The sequence below is a fragment of the Mesorhizobium sp. M0633 genome (assembly GCF_040320645.1).
Taxonomy (GTDB): Bacteria; Pseudomonadota; Alphaproteobacteria; order Rhizobiales; family Rhizobiaceae; genus Mesorhizobium.
This window is the reverse complement of record NZ_JAMYQC010000006.1, coordinates 54,144-79,066: the sequence shown is the minus strand read 5'-3', so window position 1 is coordinate 79,066 and position 24,923 is coordinate 54,144. Positions and strand designations below refer to the sequence as shown.

At 61.1% G+C, this 24,923-nt stretch carries 26 protein-coding genes and 1 pseudogene; 16 read left to right on the top strand and 11 right to left on the bottom strand.

Annotated features, from left to right (window positions below):
- Window positions 1-134 precede the first annotated feature (134 nt).
- The 3 genes from NKI47_RS08185 (at window position 135) to NKI47_RS08175 (ending at window position 1,921) form a co-directional block, all read left to right on the top strand.
- Window positions 135-557, top strand: coding sequence for a pilus assembly protein N-terminal domain-containing protein (locus tag NKI47_RS08185; RefSeq protein ID WP_352455128.1), 423 nt, complete (start codon window positions 135-137; stop codon window positions 555-557).
- 152 nt (window positions 558-709) lie between these two features.
- Window positions 710-1,270, top strand: coding sequence for a TadE/TadG family type IV pilus assembly protein (locus NKI47_RS08180; protein WP_352455127.1), 561 nt, complete (start codon window positions 710-712; stop codon window positions 1,268-1,270).
- 30 nt (window positions 1,271-1,300) lie between these two features.
- Complete coding sequence (locus NKI47_RS08175) at window positions 1,301-1,921, top strand: TadE/TadG family type IV pilus assembly protein (RefSeq protein ID WP_023676926.1); 621 nt, start codon at window positions 1,301-1,303, stop codon at window positions 1,919-1,921.
- Between the two features lie 102 nt (window positions 1,922-2,023).
- Here the strand turns inward: NKI47_RS08175 and NKI47_RS35115 are convergent.
- A pseudogene (locus NKI47_RS35115) lies at window positions 2,024-2,152 on the bottom strand (phosphate/phosphite/phosphonate ABC transporter substrate-binding protein); the annotation flags it as partial.
- A 159-nt stretch (window positions 2,153-2,311) separates the two neighbouring features.
- Here NKI47_RS35115 and NKI47_RS08170 point away from each other — a divergent pair.
- The 9 genes from NKI47_RS08170 (at window position 2,312) to NKI47_RS08130 (ending at window position 11,864) form a co-directional block, all read left to right on the top strand.
- Window positions 2,312-3,553: a phosphopentomutase gene (locus NKI47_RS08170; protein WP_352570350.1), complete on the top strand. Its 1,242-nt coding sequence runs from the start codon at window positions 2,312-2,314 to the stop codon at window positions 3,551-3,553.
- Window positions 3,546-4,436, top strand: coding sequence for a bifunctional DNA-formamidopyrimidine glycosylase/DNA-(apurinic or apyrimidinic site) lyase (gene mutM, locus NKI47_RS08165; RefSeq protein ID WP_352448614.1), 891 nt, complete (start codon window positions 3,546-3,548; stop codon window positions 4,434-4,436). Before NKI47_RS08170 ends, mutM begins: the two co-directional genes overlap by 8 nt.
- A 24-nt stretch (window positions 4,437-4,460) precedes the next feature.
- Window positions 4,461-5,234 (top strand): enoyl-CoA hydratase, encoded by a 774-nt coding sequence (locus NKI47_RS08160; protein ID WP_023676923.1) that lies wholly within the window; start codon window positions 4,461-4,463, stop codon window positions 5,232-5,234.
- Between the two features lie 160 nt (window positions 5,235-5,394).
- Window positions 5,395-5,661, top strand: coding sequence for a 30S ribosomal protein S20 (gene rpsT / locus NKI47_RS08155; protein ID WP_023676922.1), 267 nt, complete (start codon window positions 5,395-5,397; stop codon window positions 5,659-5,661).
- A 914-nt stretch (window positions 5,662-6,575) separates the two neighbouring features.
- Complete coding sequence (gene dnaA, locus NKI47_RS08150; protein WP_023676921.1) at window positions 6,576-8,048, top strand: chromosomal replication initiator protein DnaA; 1,473 nt, start codon at window positions 6,576-6,578, stop codon at window positions 8,046-8,048.
- Between the two features lie 199 nt (window positions 8,049-8,247).
- Window positions 8,248-9,366, top strand: a complete 1,119-nt coding sequence (gene dnaN, locus NKI47_RS08145; protein WP_023676920.1) for a DNA polymerase III subunit beta — start codon at window positions 8,248-8,250, stop codon at window positions 9,364-9,366.
- A gap of 26 nt (window positions 9,367-9,392) precedes the next feature.
- Window positions 9,393-10,541 carry a DNA replication/repair protein RecF gene (gene recF / locus NKI47_RS08140; RefSeq protein WP_352576939.1) on the top strand — a complete coding sequence of 383 codons (1,149 nt, stop codon included), beginning with the start codon at window positions 9,393-9,395 and terminating at the stop codon, window positions 10,539-10,541.
- Window positions 10,542-10,617: 76 nt separating this feature from the next.
- Window positions 10,618-11,379, top strand: a complete 762-nt coding sequence (locus tag NKI47_RS08135) for a molybdopterin-synthase adenylyltransferase MoeB (protein ID WP_031211813.1) — start codon at window positions 10,618-10,620, stop codon at window positions 11,377-11,379.
- Complete coding sequence (locus tag NKI47_RS08130) at window positions 11,376-11,864, top strand: GNAT family N-acetyltransferase (protein ID WP_352589093.1); 489 nt, start codon at window positions 11,376-11,378, stop codon at window positions 11,862-11,864. The genes NKI47_RS08135 and NKI47_RS08130 overlap by 4 nt, the downstream gene beginning before the upstream one ends.
- A gap of 64 nt (window positions 11,865-11,928) precedes the next feature.
- On the opposite strand, the gene NKI47_RS08125 is transcribed toward NKI47_RS08130, so the two are convergent.
- Window positions 11,929-12,930 (bottom strand): 2-hydroxyacid dehydrogenase, encoded by a 1,002-nt coding sequence (locus NKI47_RS08125; RefSeq protein ID WP_352589090.1) that lies wholly within the window; start codon window positions 12,928-12,930, stop codon window positions 11,929-11,931.
- A 157-nt stretch (window positions 12,931-13,087) separates the two neighbouring features.
- Between NKI47_RS08125 and NKI47_RS08120 the strand changes: the two genes are divergently transcribed.
- Window positions 13,088-13,645: an SH3 domain-containing protein gene (locus tag NKI47_RS08120; RefSeq protein ID WP_023676915.1), complete on the top strand. Its 558-nt coding sequence runs from the start codon at window positions 13,088-13,090 to the stop codon at window positions 13,643-13,645.
- A 111-nt stretch (window positions 13,646-13,756) separates the two neighbouring features.
- On the opposite strand, the gene NKI47_RS08115 is transcribed toward NKI47_RS08120, so the two are convergent.
- Window positions 13,757-14,086: a DUF4260 domain-containing protein gene (locus tag NKI47_RS08115; protein WP_352589087.1), complete on the bottom strand. Its 330-nt coding sequence runs from the start codon at window positions 14,084-14,086 to the stop codon at window positions 13,757-13,759.
- Window positions 14,087-14,096: 10 nt separating this feature from the next.
- Window positions 14,097-14,528 carry an iron response transcriptional regulator IrrA gene (gene irrA / locus NKI47_RS08110; RefSeq protein ID WP_023676913.1) on the bottom strand — a complete coding sequence of 144 codons (432 nt, stop codon included), beginning with the start codon at window positions 14,526-14,528 and terminating at the stop codon, window positions 14,097-14,099.
- 240 nt (window positions 14,529-14,768) lie between these two features.
- On the opposite strand from irrA, the gene fabA reads away from it, so the two are divergent.
- From fabA to fabI, 3 genes are all read left to right on the top strand, one after another.
- Entirely contained in the window at window positions 14,769-15,287 is a 519-nt protein-coding gene (gene fabA / locus NKI47_RS08105; RefSeq protein WP_023676912.1) for a 3-hydroxyacyl-[acyl-carrier-protein] dehydratase FabA, read from the top strand.
- Between the two features lie 123 nt (window positions 15,288-15,410).
- Complete coding sequence (gene fabB / locus NKI47_RS08100; protein WP_352589084.1) at window positions 15,411-16,631, top strand: beta-ketoacyl-ACP synthase I; 1,221 nt, start codon at window positions 15,411-15,413, stop codon at window positions 16,629-16,631.
- A gap of 13 nt (window positions 16,632-16,644) precedes the next feature.
- Entirely contained in the window at window positions 16,645-17,457 is an 813-nt protein-coding gene (fabI, locus tag NKI47_RS08095; RefSeq protein ID WP_023676910.1) for an enoyl-ACP reductase FabI, read from the top strand.
- 36 nt (window positions 17,458-17,493) lie between these two features.
- Here the strand turns inward: fabI and NKI47_RS08090 are convergent, their stop codons facing one another.
- The 7 genes from NKI47_RS08090 to NKI47_RS08060 form a co-directional block, all read right to left on the bottom strand.
- The gene (locus NKI47_RS08090; protein ID WP_352589081.1) at window positions 17,494-18,507 is read right to left on the bottom strand and encodes a class I SAM-dependent methyltransferase; all 1,014 of its coding nucleotides are present in this window, start codon (window positions 18,505-18,507) and stop codon (window positions 17,494-17,496) included.
- A gap of 89 nt (window positions 18,508-18,596) precedes the next feature.
- Window positions 18,597-20,744, bottom strand: a complete 2,148-nt coding sequence (gene pnp / locus NKI47_RS08085) for a polyribonucleotide nucleotidyltransferase (RefSeq protein ID WP_292654001.1) — start codon at window positions 20,742-20,744, stop codon at window positions 18,597-18,599.
- A gap of 418 nt (window positions 20,745-21,162) precedes the next feature.
- Window positions 21,163-21,474 carry a 30S ribosomal protein S15 gene (gene rpsO, locus NKI47_RS08080; RefSeq protein WP_280940423.1) on the bottom strand — a complete coding sequence of 104 codons (312 nt, stop codon included), beginning with the start codon at window positions 21,472-21,474 and terminating at the stop codon, window positions 21,163-21,165.
- A 140-nt stretch (window positions 21,475-21,614) separates the two neighbouring features.
- Window positions 21,615-22,709: a magnesium/cobalt transporter CorA gene (corA, locus tag NKI47_RS08075; protein WP_352589078.1), complete on the bottom strand. Its 1,095-nt coding sequence runs from the start codon at window positions 22,707-22,709 to the stop codon at window positions 21,615-21,617.
- 146 nt (window positions 22,710-22,855) lie between these two features.
- Entirely contained in the window at window positions 22,856-23,815 is a 960-nt protein-coding gene (gene truB, locus NKI47_RS08070; protein WP_352589075.1) for a tRNA pseudouridine(55) synthase TruB, read from the bottom strand.
- Entirely contained in the window at window positions 23,815-24,240 is a 426-nt protein-coding gene (gene rbfA, locus NKI47_RS08065; protein ID WP_352589072.1) for a 30S ribosome-binding factor RbfA, read from the bottom strand. Before rbfA ends, truB begins: the two co-directional genes overlap by 1 nt.
- Window positions 24,241-24,344: 104 nt before the next feature.
- Window positions 24,345-24,917 (bottom strand): hypothetical protein, encoded by a 573-nt coding sequence (locus NKI47_RS08060; protein WP_352589069.1) that lies wholly within the window; start codon window positions 24,915-24,917, stop codon window positions 24,345-24,347.
- Window positions 24,918-24,923 lie beyond the last annotated feature (6 nt).

Sequence of the window (24,923 nt, the reverse complement as noted above, 5' to 3'; positions counted from 1 at the left end):
TTCGGCAAAGACGTTCCAGCCGTGCCGGCTAGGCCCAATGCCGGTTCCGGCTTGATCCTGAACTCCAGCCGCTTAACGGTTGGTTCACCAATCTCGTTCATGTTCCGTTGAACAGTTTGCCAGGGGGCGCCTCAATGGCCGGGCCGAGATCATCATTTCCAGTTGCCGTGCTTTTTGCCGCAGCGGCTTTCGCCTTTCCAGCCAAGGCCGGCGCCGGCATCGAGGTGACGATGAACCAGGCAAAGATCATCAAATTGTCGCGCGCCGCCGATACGATTGTCGTCGGCAATCCGGCGATCGCCGACGCCTCCGTGCAGGACGCATCGACGATCGTACTGACCGGCAAGGGATTTGGCGTCACCAATCTCGTCGTCCTCGACCAGGAGGGTAACCCGATCGTCGATGAGCAAATAACCGTCGTGCGCCAGGCAGCGTCGTCGGTGCGCATCTATCGGCGTTCCGAAGTACAGACCATGTCCTGCGCGCCATATTGCGAAAGCTCGTATAAGAGCGATGCCGAGAAGGCCTCTGAAGCCGAAATGAGCGCCGGGCATTAGCTAGCCGACGTGTCCGCCTTTGGCGGGAACGTGCTTCGGTTATCGCCGGGTTAAGGCCTTCCCGTTGAATTTAACGGTCATTCCAACCGGACTTCAATCGGTTCCGACTAAGGGTGGGACCGATACAGAAGCGGCATCGGCGGGCAGAGGACATGAACAAGGCAGGACGAGCAGGTTCTCCAAGACGGTTTTTGGGCGACCGCCGCGGAAGCACGGCGATCGAATTCGCCATGCTTGCAATTCCTTTCGCGCTTCTTGTCTTCGCCATCCTGGAGAGCTGCATTTCTTTTGCCGCACAGGAAGTGATGGCAAACGCCACCGACGACATCGCGCGCCAGCTGCGTACCGGCCAACTAAGACCGGCCGATGTGTCCGGGACCAAGCTGCGGGATATGATCTGCACCAAATTGGAGATCATGGTCGCCAAGACCTGTCCCGGATTGCTGGTGGACTTGCGGGAATATCCGACCTTCGCCGATGCGGCGCTGGCCGGTTTCAAGATTCAGGATGGCGATGTCGTGCTGACCAAGGGCACGAGCACACAGACCTTCACCGTCGCACCTGGCCTGGCGGAGTCGAGAAACATGCTGCGTGTTTTTTACAAATGGCCGGTGATGACCGACTTCATGGCCAAATCGATGGCCAACCTGAAGGACGGCAAAACGCTGCATTTTGCTTCGATCACTTGGCAGAACGAGCCGTTCGACAACTGAACCACGTAGTCGCTTGAAAAGGGCAAAGCCATGATTCGTGCGGGGGCACAGCTGGGCATCGCAGGGATTTGTACAAGAGCAGTCCGGCTTTGCTCGGACCGCCGCGGTATTGCGGCTGTCGAGTTTGCCCTCATCGTGCCTGTCCTGTTGATCATGTACTTTATGACAATGGAGGCCTCGCAAGCCATCGAGACCAGCAAGAAGGTCAGCCGCATCGGCAGCATGGTAGCGGACCTCGTCACGCAGCAGCAGACCGTCAAGGCGGCCGATGTCGATGCCATCATGGCGATCGGCAGTTCCACGCTCCAGCCCTACAACCGCTCGAAACCGAAGATCATTATCACGGCGATACAGGTGACGAACGAGACGACGCCGAAAGTCCTGGTCGTGTGGTCGCGCAAACTGGTCGATGGCGTCTCTAGCGTCGACGCTGTCAAGGATTCCACCACAACGGTCCCGAGCGCGCTCAAGATCAAAGGCACGTTCCTCATTCGGGTCGAAAGCGATCTCGCCTACAAGCCAATCATCACCTGGTCGGCGGACGGCCAAAGCCGGTTCGGGTTGAGCTCGGTCTTCAATTCGATATCGATGGCGGAAACTTATTATCTGCGGCCGCGCAGGAGCCCGACCATTCCGTGCAGCGATTGCTGACGCCTGAAGCCCGCTAACCGGTCTGTTGCTATTGCTTGCGACCGCGGGCCGAGACTAGACGCACGATGGCTGCAGCCAGCACATAGTCCCTCGGACCGGCAACGGTTCGGCGACGATACCGATACGGAACGTTCCGATAACATCGCGCCAATCGGCTCGCGCCAGGTTTGTGCAAGACGCATCCAGCAGCAAAGCCAGTACGGCGGCGAATGCCGTCAGGGCAAGCCTCATGCGAGCTCCGCGCCGCGCATTTCCATCCGCAGATCGACCATGCCGCGATTCGTCTCTCCGGGACCAGCACGCCAAGCCGTGCCGTTGGGTTTCCGAATTGCCAATGGCGGCGCGGAACCCTATGTCTGAGCCAACACACAGGCAATGATGAACCTTTCGATGGCACGCGCCTTCCTTTTTGTCCTCGACTCCTTCGGCATCGGCGGCGCGGCCGATGCCGAACGTTATGGCGACACCGGCTCTAATACGTTCGCACACATCGCGCGGGCCTGCGCAGAAGGCCGCGCCGATCGCGAAAGCCTGCGTGCCGGACCCCTTCTTGTACCAAACATGCTCGCGCTCGGCCTCGGCCAGGCCGCGGCAACGGCGACGGGTTTCAGGTTCGAGAATGCCGGCAGTGCGCCGCTTGCCGCCGCCTTTCACGGCGCGGCCCAAGAGGTTTCGAGCGGCAAGGACACGCCATCGGGCCATTGGGAAATAGCCGGCCTGCCGGTCCGTTTCGACTGGGGTTACTTCCCAGACAAGATTCCCGCCTTTCCGGCCGAGTTGACCGACGCAATGGTGCGTGAAGGGAAGGTGCCTGGCATCCTCGGCAATTGCCATGCTCCGGGCACCGAGATTATCGAACGGTTCGGCGAAGGCCATATCCGCACCGGCAAGCCGATCTGCTACACCTCGATCGACTCCGTCCTGCAGATCGCCGCGCATGAGGTTCATTTCGGCCTGGAACGGCTTTACGAGTTCTGCAAAGTGGTGCGCAGGCTCGTCGATCCGCTGAATATCGGCCGCGTCATCGCGAGGCCGTTTATCGGTGAAACCGCCGCCACGTTCGAGCGAACGCATAATCGTCGCGACTATGCCGTACCGCCGCCGGAACCGACGCTGCTCGATCGGCTGACGGCGCGCGGCAGCCGGGTTATCGCGATCGGCAAGATCGGCGACATTTTCGCCCATCGGGGGATCTCGGAAGTCCGCAAGGCTGCCGGCAACATGGCGATGTTCGACAAAACGCTTGGTGCCATGGAAGACGCCCGCGACGGCGACCTCGTCTTCGCGAACTTTGTCGACTTCGACACCGAGTTCGGGCATCGGCGCGACGTTGCGGGATATGCCGCCGCACTCGAAGCTTTCGACCGGCGCCTGCCCGAGGCATTCGCCCGGCTGAGGCCAGGCGATCTGCTCATTTTGACCGCCGATCACGGCAACGATCCGACGTGGCGCGGCACCGACCACACGCGCGAGCGTATTCCGATTATCGGGACACGGCCGGGTTTCAAAGGCGCAGAGATCGGACTGAGGACAACATTTGCCGACATCGGCGAAACCGTGGCCGAACATCTCGGGCTGGCGCGCGGCCGTCACGGCACCTCCTTCCATGCCACGATAGGTGGCCATGCCTGAGCTGCCGGAGGTAGAGACAGTCAGGCGCGGTCTGCAGCCGGCCCTTGAAGGTGCCCGCATTGTCGGTGTCGAGGCACGCCGGCCGGATTTGCGGTTTCCGTTCCCCGAGAGATTTTCGGAGCGGCTGACCGGCAAGACGATTGCGGCGCTCGGCCGCCGTGCCAAATATCTGACAATGCACATGGACAACGGCCCGGTTCTGATCTGCCATCTCGGCATGTCGGGTTCGTTTCGCATCGAAACGGCCGACGAGAGCGCAACGCCCGGCGCGTTCCACCACGAACGTTCGAAAAACACTGCTCACGATCACGTCGTCTTCGACATCGCATCCCCTGCCGGCGTCCGCTCTCGCGTGATCTTCAACGACCCGCGCCGCTTCGGGTTCATGCTGTTTTCGGAAGGCGAGCCCGACATGCATCCGATGCTGGCGGGATTAGGCGTCGAGCCTACAGGCAACGCACTGGACGGCGCGCTGCTCGCTTCGTTGCTGAAAGGTCGCAAGTCACCGCTGAAAGCGGCACTTCTGGACCAGAGGCTGATTGCCGGGCTAGGCAATATCTACGTCTCGGAAGCGCTTTGGCGGGCCGGCCTGTCGCCGCTGCGCGAAGCGGGCACCCTCGCGAGAGCCGGCAAGAAAGCCAAAGAGCAGAGCGAACGCCTGGCCGAAGCAATCCGCTCGGTCGTCGCCGATGCGATCGCCGCCGGCGGCTCGTCGTTGCGCGATTATATGCAGACCGATGGATCGCTGGGCTACTTCCAGCATTCCTTCGCGGTTTACGATCGCGAGGGGGAAGCCTGCTCCAAGCCTGGTTGTGGCGGCCACATCGAGCGTATCGTGCAAAGCGGTCGTTCGACTTTCCACTGCCGGGCCTGTCAGGCTTGAACCAGAAGCGAGGAGGAGCAAAGCATGGGCTATGAAACCATCATCGTCGAAACCCGCGGCAAGGTCGGGCTGATTACGCTGAACCGGCCGCAGGCGCTCAACGCGCTGAATTCACAAGTGCTGGCGGAACTGGTCGCGTCGGTGAATAGCATGGGCGCCAATGCCGACATCGGCGCCATGGTCATCACTGGTTCGGAAAAGGCTTTCGCGGCAGGTGCCGATATCAAGGAAATGCAGTCCATCTCCTATGTGGATGCCTATCTGCAGGATTTCTTCGTCGGCTGGGAAGAATTTACGCGGGCACGAAAGCCGATCATCGCGGCGGTGGCGGGCTATGCGCTGGGGGGCGGCTGCGAACTGGCGATGATGTGCGACTTCATCATCGCCGCCGACACCGCCAAGTTTGGCCAACCCGAGATCACGCTGGGCGTCATGCCCGGCATGGGCGGATCGCAGCGCCTGACCCGCTTTGTCGGCAAGTCAAAGGCGATGGATATGTGCCTGACGGGTCGAATGATGGACGCAGCCGAGGCCGAGCGTTCCGGCCTTGTCTCGCGCGTGGTGCCAGCCGGCGAGTTGATCGAGGAAGCGCTTAAGGCAGCGTCCAAGATCGCTGGTTTTTCCTTGCCGTCGGTGATGATGGCAAAGGAGGCCGTCAACCGCGCCTATGAGACGACGCTCACCGAGGGTCTGCGGTTCGAGCGCCGGCTGTTTCATTCGCTGTTTGCGCTGGATGACCAGAAGGAAGGCATGGCGGCCTTCACCGGCAAGCGGAAGCCGAATTTCACGAACCGATGAGATGACGAAGGCGCCGGTCAAAAAGAAAGCGCTGCAGCGTTGACGCGCCGGAAAAGCTGAACTATAAGCCGCACCAATCGAGGCGGCCCTGTGGCTGCCCGTTTGTTTTTTGCGCCCTGCGGTATCCCGCAAGCGCCCACCAGATCAGAAGAGAGGCACCATGGCCAATACATCCTCGGCCAAAAAGGCAACGCGCAAGATCGCCCGTCGCGCAGCGATCAACAAGAACCGCCGCTCCCGCGTCCGGACCTACATCCGCCAGGTCGAAGAGGCGCTCGCGGCTGGCGACAAGGCGGCCGCACAGGCTGCCTTCAAGGTGGCCGAGCCGGAATTGATGCGCGCCGCGACCAAGGGCGTGGTGCACAAGAACACGGCATCGCGCAAGGTGTCGCGGTTGGCCCAACGGGTCAAGGTGCTGTCAGCCTGATATATCCATTCCTGAACTGCGCTTCTTCAAACCCGGCCAATCGCGCCGGGTTTTTTCGTTTGCCGGCAAGTACTTAAAAGAAAGCCCGCAAAATGGCGCTCCGCGAGCATTTCAAAGTTCGAAATGCTTTGCCGGCATATACATGCCCGCTCATATTCGGAGCCTCCGAAACCGCCAATACGAAAATTTCCGAGCGTCACAGATTACCTTTTCTTTTCAGAAGCTTACCGATGGTGATCCACAGCTTGTTCACATCAGCTGCGGCCGATAGGCGACAATTGGCTGTCAAGTGAATTATTTCAGAAAATTTCGCGTTGTGTGGCCTTTTTCATATTCGCCGGAAAAGGGTTTGAATCACAATGGCTTTGTCAAAATCAACTGTTGCAGCATGGCGTTCGAAACGTCCCTTGCTAGTCAGATTCCTTAAAAATCCGTTAGGGGTGGCCTTGCCCTATCCACAGCGATTTCGGTAATGTCTGTCCATCGAAGGGACGGGCCCTTGGCCCTTGACCAGCCTGAAACCGGCCAGCTCAAATTGGCAGAGTTTACACCGCGGATTCAACTCCGCGGACGGGGTTGGTTTGTCTTTTCGATACGGTAGGGGACTGGCGTAATTGTACATGGCAGGTCGACGGTGCGCCGGCGGTTTTTCGCCGGACGGCATTTTGTTGCCCTGACATGACCAAAGCGGATCGGCTCTTCGGCGCCGGACCGACAACGAGGCGATTCATCAGCCGGCGGCGGCGATGGTGTCGCAGCGAAGACACGGTCGCCGGAAACATGGATGCAGGAGGCGCATCCCCGGCGGAAAACAGGTACAAGAGACAAGGAACTCGATCATGCAGAGCGGCGGCATCGAAAGGGAGCTTACAGGCGACCTCCCATTTCCTGGAACGTTAATCGGAAGGAACGACATGGCGGCTTCCAATGAAGCTGAACAGAAGTTCGATCGGGTCAAGGCCCAGTTGAAGGCGCGTCTGGGAACCGAGGTCTATTCGAGCTGGTTCGGGCGCATGAAGGTCGCTGAATCCTCTAAGGGCATTGTCCGCATCTCAGTGCCAACCGCATTCCTGCGTTCATGGATCAACGGCCACTATCTCGATCTCATCACCGAGTTGTGGAAGCACGAGGATCCGGAGATCCTCAAGATCGAGATCGTGGTTCGCACCGCCACACGGCAGGGCCGCAACAGCGTCGAGCCAGAAGTGGCCCCGGCGCGCAAGATGACCAGGCAGACGCAAACCGCGCTCTCTGCGGGCACGGCGAGCCCCAGTAGGGTCGAACGGGTCCCGGTACCCCGCCCGGGGATGCCGGCAGAAACCGAGTTCCGGCACAATGTTCTCGGTTCGCCACTCGATCCACGCTATACTTTCACCTCCTTCATCGAAGGACCATCGAACCGAGTGGCTTTTGCCGCCGCCAAGGCGGTCGCGGAATCGCAGTCGAGCGCGGTGCGTTTCAATCCGCTCTTTCTTCACGCGACGGTCGGGCTGGGCAAAACGCACCTGTTGCAGGCGATCGCCGCAGAATCGCTGAAGCAGAATCCGAAATCGCGGGTCGTCTATCTGACGGCTGAGTATTTCATGTGGCGGTTCGCCACCGCGATCCGCGACAACAACGCACTGACGCTGAAAGAACAGCTGCGCGACATCGACCTCCTCATCATCGACGACATGCAGTTCCTGCAGGGCAAGTCGATCCAGCACGAATTCTGCCATTTGATCAACATGCTGCTCGACAGCGCCAAGCAAGTGGTGGTCGCTGCCGACCGGCCGCCGTCGGAATTGGAGTCGCTGGAGCCACGCGTCCGCTCGCGCCTCAACGGCGGCGTCGCGCTGGAAATGTCAGCCCCGGATTTCGCCATGCGTATCGGTATGCTCAAGCTCAGGCTTGCCACCGCCAAGCTCGACGATGCGTCGCTCGATATTTCCGAAGAGATCCTCAACCACGTCGCCCGCACGGTGACCGGCAGCGGACGCGAGCTCGAAGGTGCCTTCAACCAGCTTTTGTTTCGCCAATCCTTCGAACCGCAGATCACCATCGACCGCATCGACGAGATCCTTGGCCACATCTATCGTTCGGGCGAACCCAAGCGGGTGCGTATCGAGGACATCCAGCGCATCGTCGCGCGCCACTACAACGTGTCGAAGACCGAACTTCTGTCCAACCGGCGCACACGCACCATCGTCAAGCCACGGCAGGTCGCCATGTATCTGTCGAAGGTGATGACGCCGCGCTCGCTGCCGGAGATCGGGCGGCGGTTCGGCGGTCGTGACCATACGACCGTGCTGCATGCGGTGCGCAAGATCGAGGATCTTTCCGGTGCCGACAACACACTGGCGCAGGAACTCGAATTGCTGAGAAGGCTGATCAACGACCAGGCCTGACGGCCCGAAAAACGCCGGCTCGCGGACTCCGGCCTTTTTATCCCCAGAAAGCCCGTGCAGCCGGTCCGAACCGGTGGCGCGGGCTTGCGTTTGCCGGGTTTTTCCTGTCAGTTTACGCAGATTCTGAGCCTGTTCAGACCTTTCGCGGGGCGCCGCTTGCCGGAGACCCGTTCATTCATTCAAGCGAGCCTGTTTCGTCATGCGTGTTATCCTGGAACGGTCAAATCTCCTGAAGTCGCTCAACCATGTTCACCGCGTGGTCGAGCGGCGCAATACCATTCCGATCCTGTCGAACGTGCTGCTCAGCGCCGAGGGGGCCAGCCTTGAAATGAAGGCGACCGACCTCGACCTGGAGGTGACCGAAGCAACGCCGGCAAAGGTCGAACGTGGCGGGGCGACGACGGTCCCGGCACATCTGCTCTACGACATCGTGCGCAAGCTTGCCGACGGCGCGGAGGTGGCGCTGAAGACCGACGAAGACGGCAACGCCATGACGGTGACGTCGGGGCGCTCGAGCTTCCGCCTGCAATGCCTGCCGCAGTCCGACTTTCCCGAGCTTTCAGCCGGGTCGTTCTCGCATATTTTCCGGCTCGATTCCGTCGGACTAAAGGGCCTCATTGAAAAGACCCAGTTCGCCATCTCGACCGAGGAGACGCGCTATTATCTGAATGGCATTTATCTGCACACGCACGAGGCCGGCGGCAAGCTGAAGCTGCGCTCTGTCGCGACCGACGGCCACCGGCTGGCGCGCGCCGAGATCGATGCGCCGGCAGGCTCTGAGGGCATGCCTGGCGTCATAATCCCGCGAAAGACGGTCAGCGAGCTGCAAAAGCTGGTCGACGATCCCGATGTTGCAGTCACCACCGAGTTGTCCGACACCAAGATCCGTTTCACCATCGGCAGCGTTATCTTGACCTCCAAGCTGATCGACGGCACTTTCCCGGACTACCAGCGCGTCATTCCGACCGGCAACGACAAGAAGCTGATTATCGATCGCCAGAGTTTCGCCGCTGCCGTCGATCGCGTTTCGACCATTTCGTCCGAACGCGGCCGGGCGGTGAAGCTTTCGATCGCCGAAGGGCAGGTCACGCTTGCGGTCAACAACCCGGATTCGGGCAGTGCCACCGAGGAACTGGCGGCCGACTATTCGTCCGATCCGATCGAAATCGGCTTCAACGCCAAATACCTGCTCGACGTTGCCGCGCAACTGACCGGCACGGAGGCGAAGTTCATGCTGGCGGATGCCGGTTCCCCGACGCTGATCCACGACATGGCCGACGAGACCGCGCTCTACGTGCTGATGCCGATGCGGGTGTAGGGCCCGAACGGGGCCATCTTGCTGTCGTGACCAGATCTGCAAAACCGCAGCAGACGTACATAAGTAAGCTCACACTTACGAATTTCCGCAACTATGCGGCGTTGGCAATCGACCTTGATCCCGGTGCTGTGGTTTTCTCCGGCGACAATGGCGCCGGCAAGACCAATCTGCTTGAAGCGATCTCGCTGCTCACGCCGGGCCGCGGCCTGCGCCGCGCACCCTATTCCGAGGTGGCGCGCGAAGGCGGCGACGGTGGCTTTGCGCTGCATGCCCGGCTTGACGGGCCGGAAGGCCAGGTCGAGATCGGTACCGGAATATCGGGCAGCGACGGCGAAGCCGGCCGGCGGGTGCGGATCAACGGCGCGACGGCACGCTCAGCCGAAGACATGCTGGAATGGCTGCGCGTGGTCTGGCTGACACCGGCCATGGACGGCCTGTTCCCCGGGCCGGCTGCCGACCGCCGGCGCTTCCTAGACCGGCTGGTGCTGGCGATCGATCCTGGCCACGGCCAGCGCGCGCTTGACTACGAAAAGGCAATGCGCGGCCGCAACAGACTGCTCGCCGACGGTTCACGCGACGGTGCCTGGTTCGATGCGATCGAGATGCAAATGGCCGAGACCGGCGTGGCAATTGCCGCGGCGCGTGCCGAACTGGTGCGCCTGCTCGCCGCCATGATCGACCGGCTGCCCGGCGACGGACCGTTTCCGCAAGCCGACATCGGCATCTCTGGCGAACTGGAAGGCGAACTCGGTATTTTGCCGGCCGTCGACGTAGAGGAACGGTTCCGTCGTGCGCTTGCCCAGGGGCGCGACCGCGACCGCACCGCCGGACGCACGCTCGACGGCCCGCACCGTTCCGACCTCGTGGTGCGCCACCGGCCCAAGGCGATGCCGGCCGAGCTCTGTTCGACCGGCGAGCAGAAGGCGCTGCTGGTCGGCATTGTCTTGTCGCATGCGCGGCTAACCGGCGAGATGTCGGGCATGACACCGATCCTGCTGCTCGACGAGATCGCCGCCCATCTCGACGGCGGTCGACGGGCGGCCTTGTTCTCGATCCTGGAGGAACTAAACTGCCAGGCCTTCATGACCGGGACCGATGCCGCGTTGTTTGACAGCCTCAAGGGACGCGCGCAATTCCTGACCGTCGATCACGGCACGGTCAGGCCGACCATTTGAATTTCGTCCATGGCGCATTTCTGAGCTGCATGCATTGACGCCTGACAAGTTTTTTCCTCCGTTATATGGTCCGGCGATGATCACAGCCGCCCTCACCGATGAAGAGCTCGAACGCTACGCCCGCCACATCGTGCTGCCCGAGATCGGCGGCGCGGGCCAGCAGCGGCTGAAGCGGGCGCGGGTGCTCGTCATTGGCGCCGGCGGATTGGGAGCGCCGGTGCTCGAATATCTCGCCGCCGCAGGGATTGGCACTCTCGGTATCGTCGACGACGACATCGTTTCGCTTTCCAACCTGCAACGACAAGTGATCCACGCCACGGGCGATGTCGGGGTGGCGAAAACCGACAGCGCCAGAGCGGCGATCATCCGCATCAATCCAAACGTCGTCGTGGAAGAGCACAATTTCAGGCTGACCGTGGACAACGCCCCTACCCTCATTGCCCGTTATGACATCGTCGTTGACGGCTCCGACAATTTCGAGACACGCTACGCGGTGGCCGACGCCTGCGCCGCGGAAAGCCGGCCGCTCGTGCATGCCGCCGTTGGCCGCTTCGACGGCTCGGTCACCGTACTGAAGCCATTCGAAACCGGCCCGGACGGCAAGTTGAACCCAAGCTACCGCGATCTCTTTCCCGAGGCGCCGCCGCCGGGACTGGTGCCATCCTGCGCGGTGGCCGGCATTGTCGGCGCGCTGACCGGGGTCATCGGCACGCTGCAAGCCATGGAAGCGATCAAGCTGATCACCGGGATTGGCGAGCCGCTGGTCGGACGACTGCTGCTCTACGATGCGCTGGCGGCACGCTTCGACACGATCCGCTACAAGCGAACCAGCCCGTGAGCCTGCCTGCCGACGTTTCCATCGTGCAGCTTGCGGCCGATTTCGACTGTTGGGACGAGGTGCTGGCGCTGGTCATGCGGGCCTTCGCCTTTATGGACGGGGTTATTGACCCGCCGTCCTCGGCGCATCGGCTCACCGTTGAAAATCTCAGGGCTAGAGCGCTGGAGGAGACAGCATTCCTGGCGCTGAAGGAAAACGAGATCGTCGGTTGCGTCTTCATCCTGAAGCGCGCAGACGAGCTCTATGTTGGAAAGCTCGCGGTCGAGCCGGTTCTTCAGGGACAAGGCATTGGAAAACAGCTGATGCAGGCCGTCGAAGATCTTGCCCGCAGCCACAACAGGACCGCCATCGAGCTCCAGACCCGGATCGAGCTGACCGGAAATCACGCAGCCTTTGCCCGCCTCGGTTTTCGTGAAACCGAACGGACAGCGCACAAGGGCTACGACCGGCCGACCTCAATCACCATGCGCAAGGCGTTTTCGTAAGCCAAAGCTATCCAACGACGAACGCGCGGTTGCCGCGGCAAGACCGTGCCGGCGTGACGGCAGGTCACGCCCTCAACGGCAGCACGCGGTCGGGCGGGCGATGACCATCGAAGAAGGCGCGGATATTGATGATCACCTTCTCGCCCATGTCGATACGGCCTTCGAGCGTCGCCGAACCCATATGCGGCAACAGCACGACCTTGCCTTTGTGGGCAAGCTTCAGCAGCTTGCTGTTCAGCGCCGGCTCGTGCTCGTAGACGTCGAGGCCGGCGCCGGCGATCTTGCCGTCATGGATGAGCTTGATCAGCGATTCCTCATCGATGATATCTCCGCGCGCGGTGTTGACTATGTAAGCGGACGGCTGCAGAAGCGCCAGCCGCCGTGCCGAAAGCAGATGGAAAGTTGCCGGTGTCGATGGGCAATTGACCGAGATAATGTCCATACGGGCAAGCATCTGGTCGAGGCTTTCCCAATACGTGGCTTCCAGCTCGTCCTCGATTGCCGGCAGCACGCGGTGGCGGTTGTGGTAGTGGATCGAGAGGCCAAAGGCCTTGGCGCGCCTGGCGACGGCAGTGCCGATGCGACCCATGCCGACAATGCCGAGCCGTTTGCCCCAGATGCGACGGCCGAGCATCCAGGTCGGCGACCATCCCGCCCATTTCTTGTCGCCGGTCAGCACGTTGGCGCCTTCGGCCAGCCGTCGCGGTACGGCCAGCAGCAGCGCCATGGTCATGTCGGCCGTATCTTCGGTCAGCACGTTCGGCGTGTTGGTGACGGTGATGCCTTTCTTGGCCGCTGCCGCAACGTCGATCTTGTCGACGCCATTGCCGAAGTTGGCGATCAGCTTGAGGTTGTCGCCGGCCTGGGCAATCAGCGCCGCGTCGATATTGTCGGTCACAGTCGGCACCAGCACGTCGGCCTCCTTGACCGCCGCCACCAGTTCCGGCTGCGTCATCGGCCTGTCCTCCACATTCAAGCGGGCGTCGAACAACTCGCGCATGCGGGTCTCGACTAGGTCGGGCAACTTGCGCGTGATGACGACGAGGGGCTTCTTTTTGCCTGCCATTGTTTCCTCGAACCCGATCTCGTTGAGACCTCTTTAACCAAGAACGGCGAAACTGAGAGCCGATCGCGGTACCGGTCATCCATGTAACAAGCGGTTCCGCCGAAGACAAAGAAAAATGGGCGCGAAGGCCGATTGGCGGGCGCCGAAAGGAACGAAAGTGTCTGGTTTCGCGTCGCTCCGCCTGACCCTCAGTGCAGCATTCCTCGGCGCTCTCATCCATAGCCCACTGGTGATGGCGCAAAGTGCCGCCGCACCCGCCCAGAGCGTCACGCTCGGACCAAGCGGCTTGCCGCTGCCGCGCTTCGTCAGCCTGAAATCCGGCCGCGTCAACTCGCGCGTTGGGCCGGGCGTCAATTATTCCGTCGACTGGATGTATATGAAGCCAGGCCTGCCGATGGAGATCATCCAGGAGTTCGATACGTGGCGCCGTGTGCGTGATGCCGACGGCTCGGAAGGCTGGATCAATCAGTCGCTGCTTTCGGGCCGTCGCACGGCGATCGTCGCCCCCTGGCAGCGCGGCAAGGACGCTCGCGTCAACCTCCTTGACGACCCGGCAAAAGATGCAGGCGTCATCGCGATCCTCGAACCGGGGGTAATGGGCACGATCAAGTCCTGCGATGGCCAGTGGTGCGAAATGACCTTCGACGGCCATACCGGCTGGCTCGCGCAGTCGCTGGTCTGGGGTGCCTATCCCGGCGAAAAGGTCAAGAACTGACTTTTCCGAACCGGAGGTCGGGCCAGCGCTGCAAGCACCGGATCCGGCATTTGTTTCGCTGATCTTCGGTTCGGGGATGGTTTAGCGGCCGATGCGGCCGAGATGGGTATCCTAGAAACTGCTTGACAGCTTCAAACCATAGCCCAGAGCGCGGTCGATGGCGATGTGGGCGATCCAGATCAGCGCGACAGCTATCGCCATTGCATTGTCAAAGACGCTGCCGACAAGCGCCAGCAGAACGGGCAAGATCAGTATGTGCAAGGCGTTGTAGGCGACGGCCCCGACGCGCGGCCCGGCCATGTAACCCAGCATCGACAGGTCGGGCGCCAGAATGAGCACGGCAAACAGCCACCAGGAAACACCGGCGATTGCATAGAAGACAAGAGCCGCCACCGCGACGGCGACCCATTCGAGCCGGAGCGTCAAATCCAGGAATTTCATAAGGCGCCGGTCAGTCGCAGCGTTTCGGACGCAGTCTCACCACGATATCGACATTGGCGATCTCCATGCCCTCCGGCGGTTCCGGCAGGTTGGAAACCGTCACCGGGCCGCTGTCGATATCGAAGATCCTGTTTTCGCCCTCGATATAGAAATGATGGTGATCGGAGGTGTTGGTGTCGAAATAAGTCTTCGATCCCTCGACGGCAAGGATGCGGAGAAGACCGGCCTGGGTAAACTGGTGCAGAGCATTGTAGACGGTGGCCAGAGACACCGGCACGCCGGCGGCAAGCGCCTCCTCGTGCAGTTCCTCGGCCGAAAGATGGCGGTCGCCCTTGGCGAAAAGCAGATCTGCCAGCGCGATGCGCTGGCGTGTCGGCCTCAGACCGGCCTCGCGAACCCGCTTGTCCACAGCGACATTATCCTTCCGGCAACCCAGATCCATCTATCCGTCGCGCTCACAGTTCCGCCTCAGACAGGTCCAAAATGGCAGAAATTGAGCATCTGCCGAAACTGGACGTGTCCTGACATATATTCTGTCGACCGAATGCGATCAATAGCGCGCATTGACCCGGGCAGACGGGCAGGTTAAGCGCAAGCGCCGGTTTCCGGCCTGAAACAGATTGTGTTAGGAAACCACCGACAAGGGCGCCTATCGCCCGGGACGATCACGGGGACGAGATTGATGGCGGGTTCGAAATCCAGCTACGGTTACGAGGAATTGCTTGCCTGCGCCCGCGGCGAGCTGTTCGGACCGGGAAATGCGCAGCTGCCCTATCCGCCGATGCTGATGTTCGACCGCATCACCGAGATCAGCGAGACCGGCGGTGCGTTCGACAAGGGTTTCATCCGCGCGGAATTCGATATCAAGCCGGATTTGTGGTTTTTCGCCTGCCATTTCATCGGTAATCCGATCATGCCAGGATGCCTAGGCCTGGACGCCATGTGGCAGTTGACGGGGTTCTATCTCGGATGGCTCGGTGAACCCGGCAAGGGGATGGCGCTGTCGACCGGTGAGGTGAGGTTCAAAGGCATGGTCACGCCTTCGGTCAAGAAGGTGGAGTATGGCGTCGACTTCAAGCGAGTGATGCGCGGTCGGCTTGTGCTTGGCATCGCCGATGGCTGGCTGAAGGCAGATGGCGAGCCCATATACGCGGCAACGGATCTGAAGGTCGGTCTGTCCAAGCAATCGGCCGCCGTCTGAACGAAGACCCTACAGTACGACGTCTTGGACGTCTGATGAACGCTGTAGCACTTTTAATTTTGCGCATGGTTCCATTCCGGAAATTGATTTCAGGTTCGGGGTCCGCGCTGGAAGGAGTTGCGAATGAGACGGGTCGTAGTCACAGGTCTCGGCATCGTGTCGTCGATAGGCAACAATGCCAACGAGGTGCAGACCTCGCTGCACGATGCCAGGTCCGGCATCAGCTTCTCCGACTCTTTCGCCGGGCATGGCTTCCGTTGCCGGGTGTGGGGTGCGCCGACGCTGGACCCATCGGGCATGATCGACCGTCGCGCCATGCGCTTCCTGTCGCAGGGTGCTGCCTGGAACCATGTCGCAATGGACCAGGCGATCGCAGACGCCGGCCTCGACGAGGCCGACATCACCAACGAGCGCACCGGCATCGTGATGGGCTCCGGCGGACCGTCGACCCGTGCAATCGTCGAGGCGGCCGAGACCACGATCAAAAACGGCAGCCCCAAGCGGATCGGACCGTTCGCGGTGCCAAAAGCGATGTCGTCGACCGCGTCGGCGACGCTTGCCACCTGGTTCAAGATCCACGGCGTCAACTATTCGATCTCATCAGCCTGCTCGACGTCTGCGCATTGCATCGGCAATGGCTACGAGCTGATCCAGTGGGGCAAGCAGGACATCGTCTTCGCCGGCGGCCATGAGGATCTCGACTGGACGATGTCGGATCTCTTCGATGCCATGGGCGCCATGTCGTCCAAGTTCAACGACAGAGCATCGGTCGCCTCACGCGCCTACGACGTCGATCGCGACGGTTTCGTCATTGCCGGCGGCGCCGGCGTGCTGATTCTTGAAGAGCTCGAGCATGCCAAGGCACGCGGCGCCAAGATCTATGCCGAGATCGTCGGCTATGGCGCGACATCGGACGGCTACGACATGGTGGCGCCGTCGGGCGAAGGCGCGGCGCGCTGCATGAAGCAGGCGCTCGCAACGGTGTCCTCGCCGGTCGACTACATCAATACGCACGGCACCTCGACGCCGGTCGGCGACTCCAAGGAAATGGGCGCCATCCGCGAGGTGTTCGGCGAGAAGATGCCTTTCATCGCGTCGACCAAATCGCTAACCGGCCATTCTCTGGGCGCCGCCGGCGTGCAGGAATCGATCTACTCGATCCTGATGATGCAAGGCGGCTTCATCGGCGAGAGCGCCCACATTGAGAACCTCGATCCGGACTTCGAGGGCATGCCGATCGTGCGCAAGCGCATCGACGATGCAAGGATCGACACCGTTTTGTCCAATTCGTTCGGTTTCGGTGGCACCAACGCAACGCTGATTTTCCAGCGCTATTCCGCATAAGGATTTGCCGACCATGGACGGATTGATGAAGGGCAAGCGCGGGCTTGTCATGGGTGTTGCCAACGATCATTCGATCGCCTGGGGTATCGCCCGCAAACTGTCCGAACATGGCGCGGACCTCGCCTTCACCTATCAGGGCGAGGCCTTCGGGCGCCGGGTCAAGCCGCTCGCCGAGAAATTGGGCGCATCCCTGGTGGTGCCTTGCGACGTCGAGGACAGCGTGTCGGTCGCCGCGACTTTCGAGACTTTGGGGAAGGCGTGGGGCGGGCTGGATTTCGTCGTCCATGCCATCGGCTTTTCCGACAAGAACGAGCTGAAAGGCCTCTACGCCGACACGAGCCGCGACAACTTCATCCGCACAATGGTGATCTCCTGCTACTCCTTCACCGAGATCGCCCGTCACGCCGCCACATTGATGAAGGATAGCGGTTCGATGATCACGCTGACCTATGCCGGTTCGGTCCGTGTCATGCCGAACTACAACGTTATGGGTGTCGCCAAGGCGGGGCTGGAGGCCAGCGTCCGCTATCTCGCCAACGACTACGGCCCGCGCGGCATCAGGGTGAACGGCATATCGGCGGGACCGGTACGGACGCTTGCGGGCGCCGGGATTTCCGACGCACGCCACATGTTCTCCTACCAGCAGCGCAACTCGCCGCTACGCCGTACAGTGACGATCGACGAAGTCGGCGGCTCCGCGCTCTATTTGCTGTCCGACCTGTCCTCCGGCGTCACCGGCGAAATCCACTATGTCGATTCCGGCTATCACATCGTTTCCATGCCGACGCTTGACGAATTGAAGCAGACCGACGGCGGGCGGGAATAGCGCGAGCGACGTATCGCCGGCTTGCCCCGCAGGATTTCAGCGTCGCGCCGATAAGACCTTGAACATGCCGTCGCGGGCGAGCTCCGCATGGCTGGAGAAGGCGGCCGCCAGCACCGGTTCGTAGGGAAGCTGACGGTTTGCCACCATGAACAGCCGGCCGCCGGGCTTCAGCGCCTTGCCTGCCGCGCGGATCATGCCGGCACCGATTTCCGGCTCAGTCGCCCGGCTGCGGTGAAAGGGCGGGTTCATGACGACCACGTCGTAGCGGCGCTCGACCGGTTCGCTCAAAAGATCTATCCAGAAGAAACGTGGCTCCACGCCTGTGTTGCCGACATTGGCCTTGGCCGCCTCCAGCGCCTCGAAATCCGCTTCGTAAAGGTCAAGCGCCGATATGCCGGGTGAGCGGGCGGCGACTTCGGCGGCGACATAGCCCCAACCGGCACAGAAATCCGCAACGCTGCCACGCAGATCGTTGGGCAGATTTTCGACCAGCAGCTTCGATCCGGCATCGATCTTGTCGAAGGAAAACATGCCTGGGGCCGTGCGGAAGCGGTCCTCGACCACCAAGTCCGGATTGGCGGTGCGAAGCGTTGCCGCGGCAACGGTATCGGCCAGCCGGCGAAACCAGAAGGCAATGCCGTGATGCTTCGGCAGGTGGCCTTCGAGCGGCACAAGGGCGCCGACATGCTTGCGCAGGCTGGCGATTCCATCGTCCTTGCTGCCGGCGACGACGATCAACCCGTCTGGTGCTGCGCGCTCGACCGCTTCGGCAACGCGCAACTCGTTTTGGCCGCGATGGCGGCCAGCGAGCACAAATGCCGCGTCGAAAGCCTCGCCTTCGACCTGCGGCGTGACCGCGAAGCCGGACGCCTGCAAGGCGCGAAAGTGCGGCCTGAAGCCTTGGACAAGATGAAGCTTGGCATCAAACCCTTCCGGCAAGCGAAAGCCGGGCTCGGCACCGAGAAAGAGTATGCGTTCATCCTTTCGTGGCAGGGAAACAGCACCGGCCTCGAACGGATGGAAAAGCGTTTTCAGCGGCTCGGCGGACATTCACCACTCTTGAACTGCAAGGCTGTTGTTGAAACGCAAACGGGCGCGACCTTCCGGCGCGCCCGCTTCGATTGCATAGTTAGATCAGCTTAGGCGGCGTTTTCTTCGCCTTCGCTCTTCTTGTCGCGCACGATTTCCTTGCCGGTGGCCTGGTCGACGACCTTCATCGACAGGCGGACCTTGCCGCGCTCGTCGAAGCCCATCAGCTTGACCCAGACCTTGTCGCCTTCCTTGACCACATCGGAGGTCTTGGCGACGCGGTCATTGGCGAGTTGCGAGATGTGGACGAGGCCGTCACGCGGACCGAAGAAATTGACGAAAGCGCCGAAGTCGGCGGTCTTGACGACCGTGCCCTCGTAGATTTCACCGACTTCCGGCTCGGCGACGATGGTGTGTATCCACTTCTTCGCCGCCTCGATCTCCTTGGCATTGGCCGAGGCGATCTTGACGGTGCCGTCGTCCTCGATGTTGATCTTGGCGCCGGTCTTTTCGACGATCTCGCGGATGACCTTGCCGCCCGAGCCGATCACGTCGCGGATCTTGTCCGTCGGGATGTGCATGACCTCGATGCGCGGCGCGAACTCGCCGAGCTCGGCACGTGCGCCGGACAGCGCGTGGGCCATTTCGCCGAGAATGTGCTGACGGCCATCCTTGGCCTGGTCGAGGGCGATCTTCATGATCTCCTCGGTGATGCCCTCGATCTTGATGTCCATCTGCAGCGAGGTGATGCCGTAGGCGGTGCCGGCAACCTTGAAGTCCATGTCGCCGAGGTGGTCCTCGTCGCCAAGGATGTCGGAGAGCACGGCGAAGCGCTCGCCTTCCTTGATCAGGCCCATCGCAATGCCGGCGACCGGCTTGGCAAGCGGCACGCCGGCATCCATCAGAGCCAGCGAGGTGCCGCAGACGGTAGCCATTGACGACGAGCCGTTGGACTCGGTGATCTCCGAAACGACGCGCAACGTATAGGGGAACTGGTCGGCGGTCGGAAGCATCGGCCGGATGGCGCGCCAGGCGAGCTTGCCATGGCCGATTTCGCGGCGGCCCGGCGAACCCATGCGGCCGGTTTCACCGACCGAATAGGGAGGGAAGTTGTAGTGCAGGAGGAACTTCTCCTTGTACATGCCGGTCAACGAATCGACATACTGCTCGTCCTCGCCGGTGCCGAGCGTGGCGACAACCAGTGCCTGGGTCTCGCCGCGAGTGAACAGCGCCGAGCCGTGCGTGCGCGGCAGGACGCCGACTTCCGAGACGATCTTGCGGACCGTCTTCAGGTCGCGGCCGTCGATGCGCGAGCCGGTGTCGAGAATGTTCCAGCGCACGACCTTGGCCTGGAGCTCCTTGAACACGGTGCCGATCTGTTCGGACGTGTATTTGGCCTCTTCGCCTTCTGCCGGCGCGAACGCGGCCTTGACCTTCGCCTTGACGGCGTCGACGGCGGCATAGCGCTTCTGCTTGTCGGTGATCTTGTAGGCGTCGCGAAGCTCGCCTTCGACGATCTTGAGCATCTCGGCTTCAAGTGCGGAATAGTCCGGCGCGGTGAAGTCGCGCGGGTCCTTGGCCGCGACTTCAGCCAGCTTGATGATCGCGTCGATCACCGGCTGGAAGCCCCTGTGGCCGAACATGACGGCGCCAAGCATAAGGTCCTCGCCGAGTTCCTTGGCTTCGGACTCGACCATCAGCACGGCGTCGGCGGTGCCGGCGACGACCAGGTCGAGCTTCGATTCCTGCATCTCGTCGACATGCGGGTTGAGCACATATTCGCCGTTGATGTAGCCGACGCGGGCGCCGCCAACCGGGCCCATGAACGGCACGCCGGACAAGGTCAGGGCGGCGGAGGTGGCGACGATCGACAGGATGTCCGGGTCATTTTCGAGATCGTGCTGGACGACGGTGACGACGATCTGGGTGTCGTTCTTGTAGCCTTCGGCGAAGAGCGGGCGGATCGGGCGGTCGATCAGGCGGGAAACCAGCGTTTCCTTCTCGCTCGGACGGCCTTCACGCTTGAAATAACCACCCGGGATCTTGCCGGCGGCGTAAGTCTTTTCCTGGTAGTTGACCGTCAGCGGGAAGAAATCGAGGCCGGGTTTCGGCTCTTTCATCGAGACGACGGTGGCGAGAACCTTGGTTTCGCCGTAGGTGGCCAGCACCGCGCCATCAGCCTGACGCGCGATCTTGCCGGTTTCGAGAATGAGCGGGCGGCCGCCCCATTCGATTTCCACTTTGTGGTAATTGAACATGTCTTGTCCTTCGTATGCGGAAAGGGCCGCGCCGTTTCAGCGTGCGCGGATGCCCCTTTCCCTTGGCTTCCTTTCTCGGGCAGCCACGGGCAAGACAACGGGAGGCTCGGCTTATTCGGCGCGGTGCCGCACGAGCGTCCTGCAATCCTGCCCCATGACCGTCCATGGGCGGTTTCGAGCGGCCCTCTGCTGTTTCGAAACCGGGTTGGCCAATCGATCCGAGTGGCCTTGCGCGTGAACCCGAAAACCAGGTTTTCGGAAAATATCCTGCGCAAATCTAAACTTCAGAGCGTCCTTTGCGCATCCAAACCGATGCGCGGCGCTCTACTTCCTTCCTACTTCCTTCATGGAGCCTTGGATGACCCGATGCTCCAATGCGCGACCGGCGGGCTCTCGAAAGAACCCGCCGGTCAATTCGTCAACGGCGCAGACCGAGCTTCTCGATCAGCGTCTGATAGCGCGCGTCGTCCTTGCGCTTGAGATAATCAAGCAGGCTGCGGCGCTGGGAAACGAGAGCGAGCAGACCACGGCGGGAATGGTTATCCTTCTTGTGGTCCTTGAAATGGTCGGTCAGGTTCTTGATGCGCTCCGAAAGGATGGCCACCTGGACTTCCGGAGACCCGGTATCGCCCTTGGCGGTTGCGAATTCGCCCATCAATTCCTTCTTGCGTTCGGCAGTAATCGACATCGTGTTTTTCCTTGTCTGTTTGAGGAAACGGGACGCCCTCAGCCGGGATGTCGTCCAGCAGGGGCCGGTGCAAGCAACGCGTCAAAGCGCGAGGCTGCGGCGCATATAGTGCAATTCCGACAAAAAGGCCAGCCTAATTCACAAGCCGGCTTTTTGCTGCATAAACGGGCACTTCCGCCTAGTCAGAGCCATTTCTTCCATTTGAAGTACGCAAAGAGCCCGACCGCAACAAGCGCCATGAAGACGAGCGACAGGGGATAGCCGTAATAGGCTTTCAGCTCCGGCATGTTCCAGGGCGAGGTGTCGGGGTCGAAATTCATGCCCCATACGCCGACGAGAAAGGTAAGCGGCATGAAGATCACCGAGACGATCGTCAGATAGCTGATGACGTCGTTGGTGCGCGCCTGGCTGAGCGACAAGTGCATCTCGATCAGGCCGGTCAGCATGTCGCGCTGGGTTTCGACCAGTTCGATCAATCGCAGCGAATGATCGAGCGTGTCGTTCAGAAATATCTTGGTTTCGGCCTTCACATAAGAGACGTCGTTGCGGATCATGGTCGCCAGCGCGTCGCGCATCGGCCAAAGCACGCCCTTCAGCACATTGGCATCGCGCCGCAATTCGTGAAGCTGCCGCATCTGATGCTTGTGCGCCTGGTTCAGCATCTGGTCCTCAATGCTGTCGACCAATTCGCCGGCAGCCTCGATCGGCGGGAAATAGCTGTCGACGATGGCGTCGATCAAAGCATAGGCGAGATAGTCGGCGCCGCGCGAGCGCAAGCGGTTGGGCACCGAGCTTGCGATCCGCTTGCGCACGGGATCGAACGGGTCGCCTTCGCGCTCCTGGAAGGTGACGACGAAGTTCTTGCCGAAGAAGACGGCGATCTGTTCGTAACGGTGCGCGGTGACGTCGTCGATCATCCTGACGACGACAAAGGCGTGGTCCTCGAAGAAATCCACCTTCGGCCGCTGACCGGTGTTGACGACATCTTCCAGCGCCAGCGGATGCAGGTTGAAGATCCGGCCGATCTCCTCGATCAGCTGGATGTTGGCGAGGCCTGTGCAATCGAGCCAGATAACCGGCCAATTGTGGCAATGGGTGTTGACGTCGTCGATGCTGGCATTGTCGATGGTCTTGAACTTTTCGGGCGAGATCAACGTCAGCCTGAGCTCGGAGCGGCGCGCCGCCGGGTCGGCGATCAGCGTGCCCGGCGAAGCCCCGACCGGCGGCCTCCGTGTTTTGAGCGCCGCTCGTTTGTTGACCGTGTCAGCCTTTGCCATGTGCCCCCTCGAGTGCAGCGTCGAACGGCACTACAGCGCAGCGCATCCTTTCGGACGGCAAACGACGCCGTAGGCATGTTGATTTAGCGCATGATCCTTTCGCAAAATAGAATCCGGTTTGGAGATCATGCGCCGGGCGACAGCTGTTACCCGACAAAGACCCGCTTTGGCTTGAACATGCCTTGCTCGATGGCGCCGATGGCGACCAGCTTGCCGCGCGCGGTGGCGCAGGCCTCCTCAGCTTCTACCGGCGCGTCACGGCCGCGAATGATGACCGGATTGCCGAGGCGGATTTTGGTTGCCGCATCGTCGCTGATCGCAACCTGCGGCAAGCATTCGAGCGCCGCGGCGGTGTCGACCAGAAGTGCATCGATGGCACCGAAGTCGATCGGCGCGTCCGCTGTTTGCGAACCTTCCTCGCTCTGTTCGCCGAAGCGGGCGGCTTCCAGCTCGGCCAGGGTGACGAAATCTTCCTGCGTGAACGGCTCGACCTCGACCCGCCGCAGCTCGGCGATGTGACCGAAGCAGCCAAGGTCGCGCCCCACGTCGCGCGCCAGCGAGCGGACATAGGTGCCCTTGCCGCATTCGACCTCGAAGATGGTGCGATCTGCCATGTGCTCGACCAGGTCGAGCCGGCCGATCTCAACCTCGCGTGGCGGAATGTCGATCGTCTCGCCATCGCGGGCAAGGTCGTAGGCGCGCTCGCCGGCGATCTTGATCGCCGAAAATTGCGGCGGCGTCTGCATGATGACGCCGGTATATTTCGAAAGCAGCGCCCGTACGTCGGCTTCTGCCGGACGGCGGTCCGAGCTTTTGGTCGCCGGGCCTTCCAGGTCGTCGGTCGAGCGCTCCTCGCCCCAGGCAACCGTGAAGCGGTAGACCTTGGCGCCGTCCTGGACGTATGGCACGGTCTTGGTCGCTTCGCCGAGCGCGATCGGCAGCATGCCGGACGCCAGCGGGTCGAGCGTGCCGGCATGGCCGGCCTTTTCCGCCTGGAACAGCCATTTGATCTTGGAGACGGCTTCAGTCGAGCCCATGCCGACCGGCTTGTCCAGCACCAGCCAGCCCGAGATCGGCCGGCCCTTCTTCTTGCCGCGACGCGCCACTATTCGCTGTCCTTCCTGTCGTCTTTGTCTTTGTCGTCGGGGTCGAGATCGCGCGCCACTTCGGGCGAGTGCAGCAACTCGTTTATCTTCTGGAAATTGTCGTAGCTGGTGTCGAGCCGGAAGCGGAATTCCGGCATGTACTTCATCTGGCGCAGCGCGCCGGAGACGCGGCCGCGCACGAACTTCGCATGCTTGTTGAGCGCCTCGATCACCGCCCCGGCATCCTTGGCGCCGAGCGGCGAAACGAAGGCGGTGGCGATCTTGAGATCGGGCGACATGCGCACTTCCGAGACCGAAACCACCGTGTTCTCGATCAGCGGATCGAGGATCTCGCCGCGCTGCAAGGTCTCGGACAGCGCATGGCGCACCTGCTCGCCGACACGCAGCATGCGCTGGGATGGGCCAGCCGTTGATGGTCTAGGCATAAAAATTCTTCCTTCGCGCGGGTTCGAACCGCCTCAAGCCGCCCACTTAGCGCTGTTGAACTGGCTTGGCTACCCTTGGGAACCTGCGTTAATTGGTCCTCATTCTATGACCGAGCGTCAGCTACCCAGATTATTATTTTCGCAAGCGCATCGGCGGTAACGACATCTCTCGGGATAAAAACGAAACGGGTGCCGTCGTCAATAACGAAGAATAAATAATCGTTGCTGAGATGCATCCGTTCTATCTTTCGATTCTTTATCGAGCTCTCGTCCAAAAACTGGATAATATACCCGTCGAAAATCTTAACCGATTCAGCGATATTGCCAAGCTTCTTATTATTTGCCTTCCTTTTTAAAGGAACCAAAAAACTACGAGCTATTATTATATATATTGTCCCCATAGCAATTGGGGCCAGAACGTAAATTGTCTCACTGGAAACCACGCCCTTTGCAAGGTACTCCAGCAGAGCGACGGCCAACGCAGATGTCCAGATAATCAAAAGAATTGCGGCTATCAAAATCAGCCAAGCAAGCCCTGTAAGAATCCAACGCCTGGATCGACCATACCTCAGATCGGAAAACGAACGCGCAGCACGTTTAAGCTGCGTATCATTTGTCTGGAAGGTATACTCCCATAGAGGGAACATACCTTCCAAATTTGGAACGTCCTGGCCCATATCGGT

Excerpts from the sequence above, each read along its gene's own strand:
- NKI47_RS08185 (WP_352455128.1), top strand. The coding sequence starts at position 135 with ATGGCCGGGCCGAGATCATCATTTCCAGTTGCCGTGCTTTTTGCCGCA.
- NKI47_RS08180 (WP_352455127.1), top strand. The coding sequence starts at position 710 with ATGAACAAGGCAGGACGAGCAGGTTCTCCAAGACGGTTTTTGGGCGAC.
- NKI47_RS08175 (WP_023676926.1), top strand. The coding sequence starts at position 1,301 with ATGATTCGTGCGGGGGCACAGCTGGGCATCGCAGGGATTTGTACAAGA.
- NKI47_RS08170 (WP_352570350.1), top strand. The coding sequence starts at position 2,312 with ATGGCACGCGCCTTCCTTTTTGTCCTCGACTCCTTCGGCATCGGCGGC.
- mutM (WP_352448614.1), top strand. The coding sequence starts at position 3,546 with ATGCCTGAGCTGCCGGAGGTAGAGACAGTCAGGCGCGGTCTGCAGCCG.
- NKI47_RS08160 (WP_023676923.1), top strand. The coding sequence starts at position 4,461 with ATGGGCTATGAAACCATCATCGTCGAAACCCGCGGCAAGGTCGGGCTG.
- rpsT (WP_023676922.1), top strand. The coding sequence starts at position 5,395 with ATGGCCAATACATCCTCGGCCAAAAAGGCAACGCGCAAGATCGCCCGT.
- dnaA (WP_023676921.1), top strand. The coding sequence starts at position 6,576 with ATGGCGGCTTCCAATGAAGCTGAACAGAAGTTCGATCGGGTCAAGGCC.
- dnaN (WP_023676920.1), top strand. The coding sequence starts at position 8,248 with ATGCGTGTTATCCTGGAACGGTCAAATCTCCTGAAGTCGCTCAACCAT.
- NKI47_RS08135 (WP_031211813.1), top strand. The coding sequence starts at position 10,618 with ATGATCACAGCCGCCCTCACCGATGAAGAGCTCGAACGCTACGCCCGC.
- NKI47_RS08125 (WP_352589090.1), bottom strand. The coding sequence starts at position 12,930 with ATGGCAGGCAAAAAGAAGCCCCTCGTCGTCATCACGCGCAAGTTGCCC.
- NKI47_RS08115 (WP_352589087.1), bottom strand. The coding sequence starts at position 14,086 with ATGAAATTCCTGGATTTGACGCTCCGGCTCGAATGGGTCGCCGTCGCG.
- irrA (WP_023676913.1), bottom strand. The coding sequence starts at position 14,528 with ATGGATCTGGGTTGCCGGAAGGATAATGTCGCTGTGGACAAGCGGGTT.
- fabA (WP_023676912.1), top strand. The coding sequence starts at position 14,769 with ATGGCGGGTTCGAAATCCAGCTACGGTTACGAGGAATTGCTTGCCTGC.
- fabB (WP_352589084.1), top strand. The coding sequence starts at position 15,411 with ATGAGACGGGTCGTAGTCACAGGTCTCGGCATCGTGTCGTCGATAGGC.
- fabI (WP_023676910.1), top strand. The coding sequence starts at position 16,645 with ATGGACGGATTGATGAAGGGCAAGCGCGGGCTTGTCATGGGTGTTGCC.
- NKI47_RS08090 (WP_352589081.1), bottom strand. The coding sequence starts at position 18,507 with ATGTCCGCCGAGCCGCTGAAAACGCTTTTCCATCCGTTCGAGGCCGGT.
- pnp (WP_292654001.1), bottom strand. The coding sequence starts at position 20,744 with ATGTTCAATTACCACAAAGTGGAAATCGAATGGGGCGGCCGCCCGCTC.
- corA (WP_352589078.1), bottom strand. The coding sequence starts at position 22,709 with ATGGCAAAGGCTGACACGGTCAACAAACGAGCGGCGCTCAAAACACGG.
- rbfA (WP_352589072.1), bottom strand. The coding sequence starts at position 24,240 with ATGCCTAGACCATCAACGGCTGGCCCATCCCAGCGCATGCTGCGTGTC.
- NKI47_RS08060 (WP_352589069.1), bottom strand. The coding sequence starts at position 24,917 with ATGGGCCAGGACGTTCCAAATTTGGAAGGTATGTTCCCTCTATGGGAG.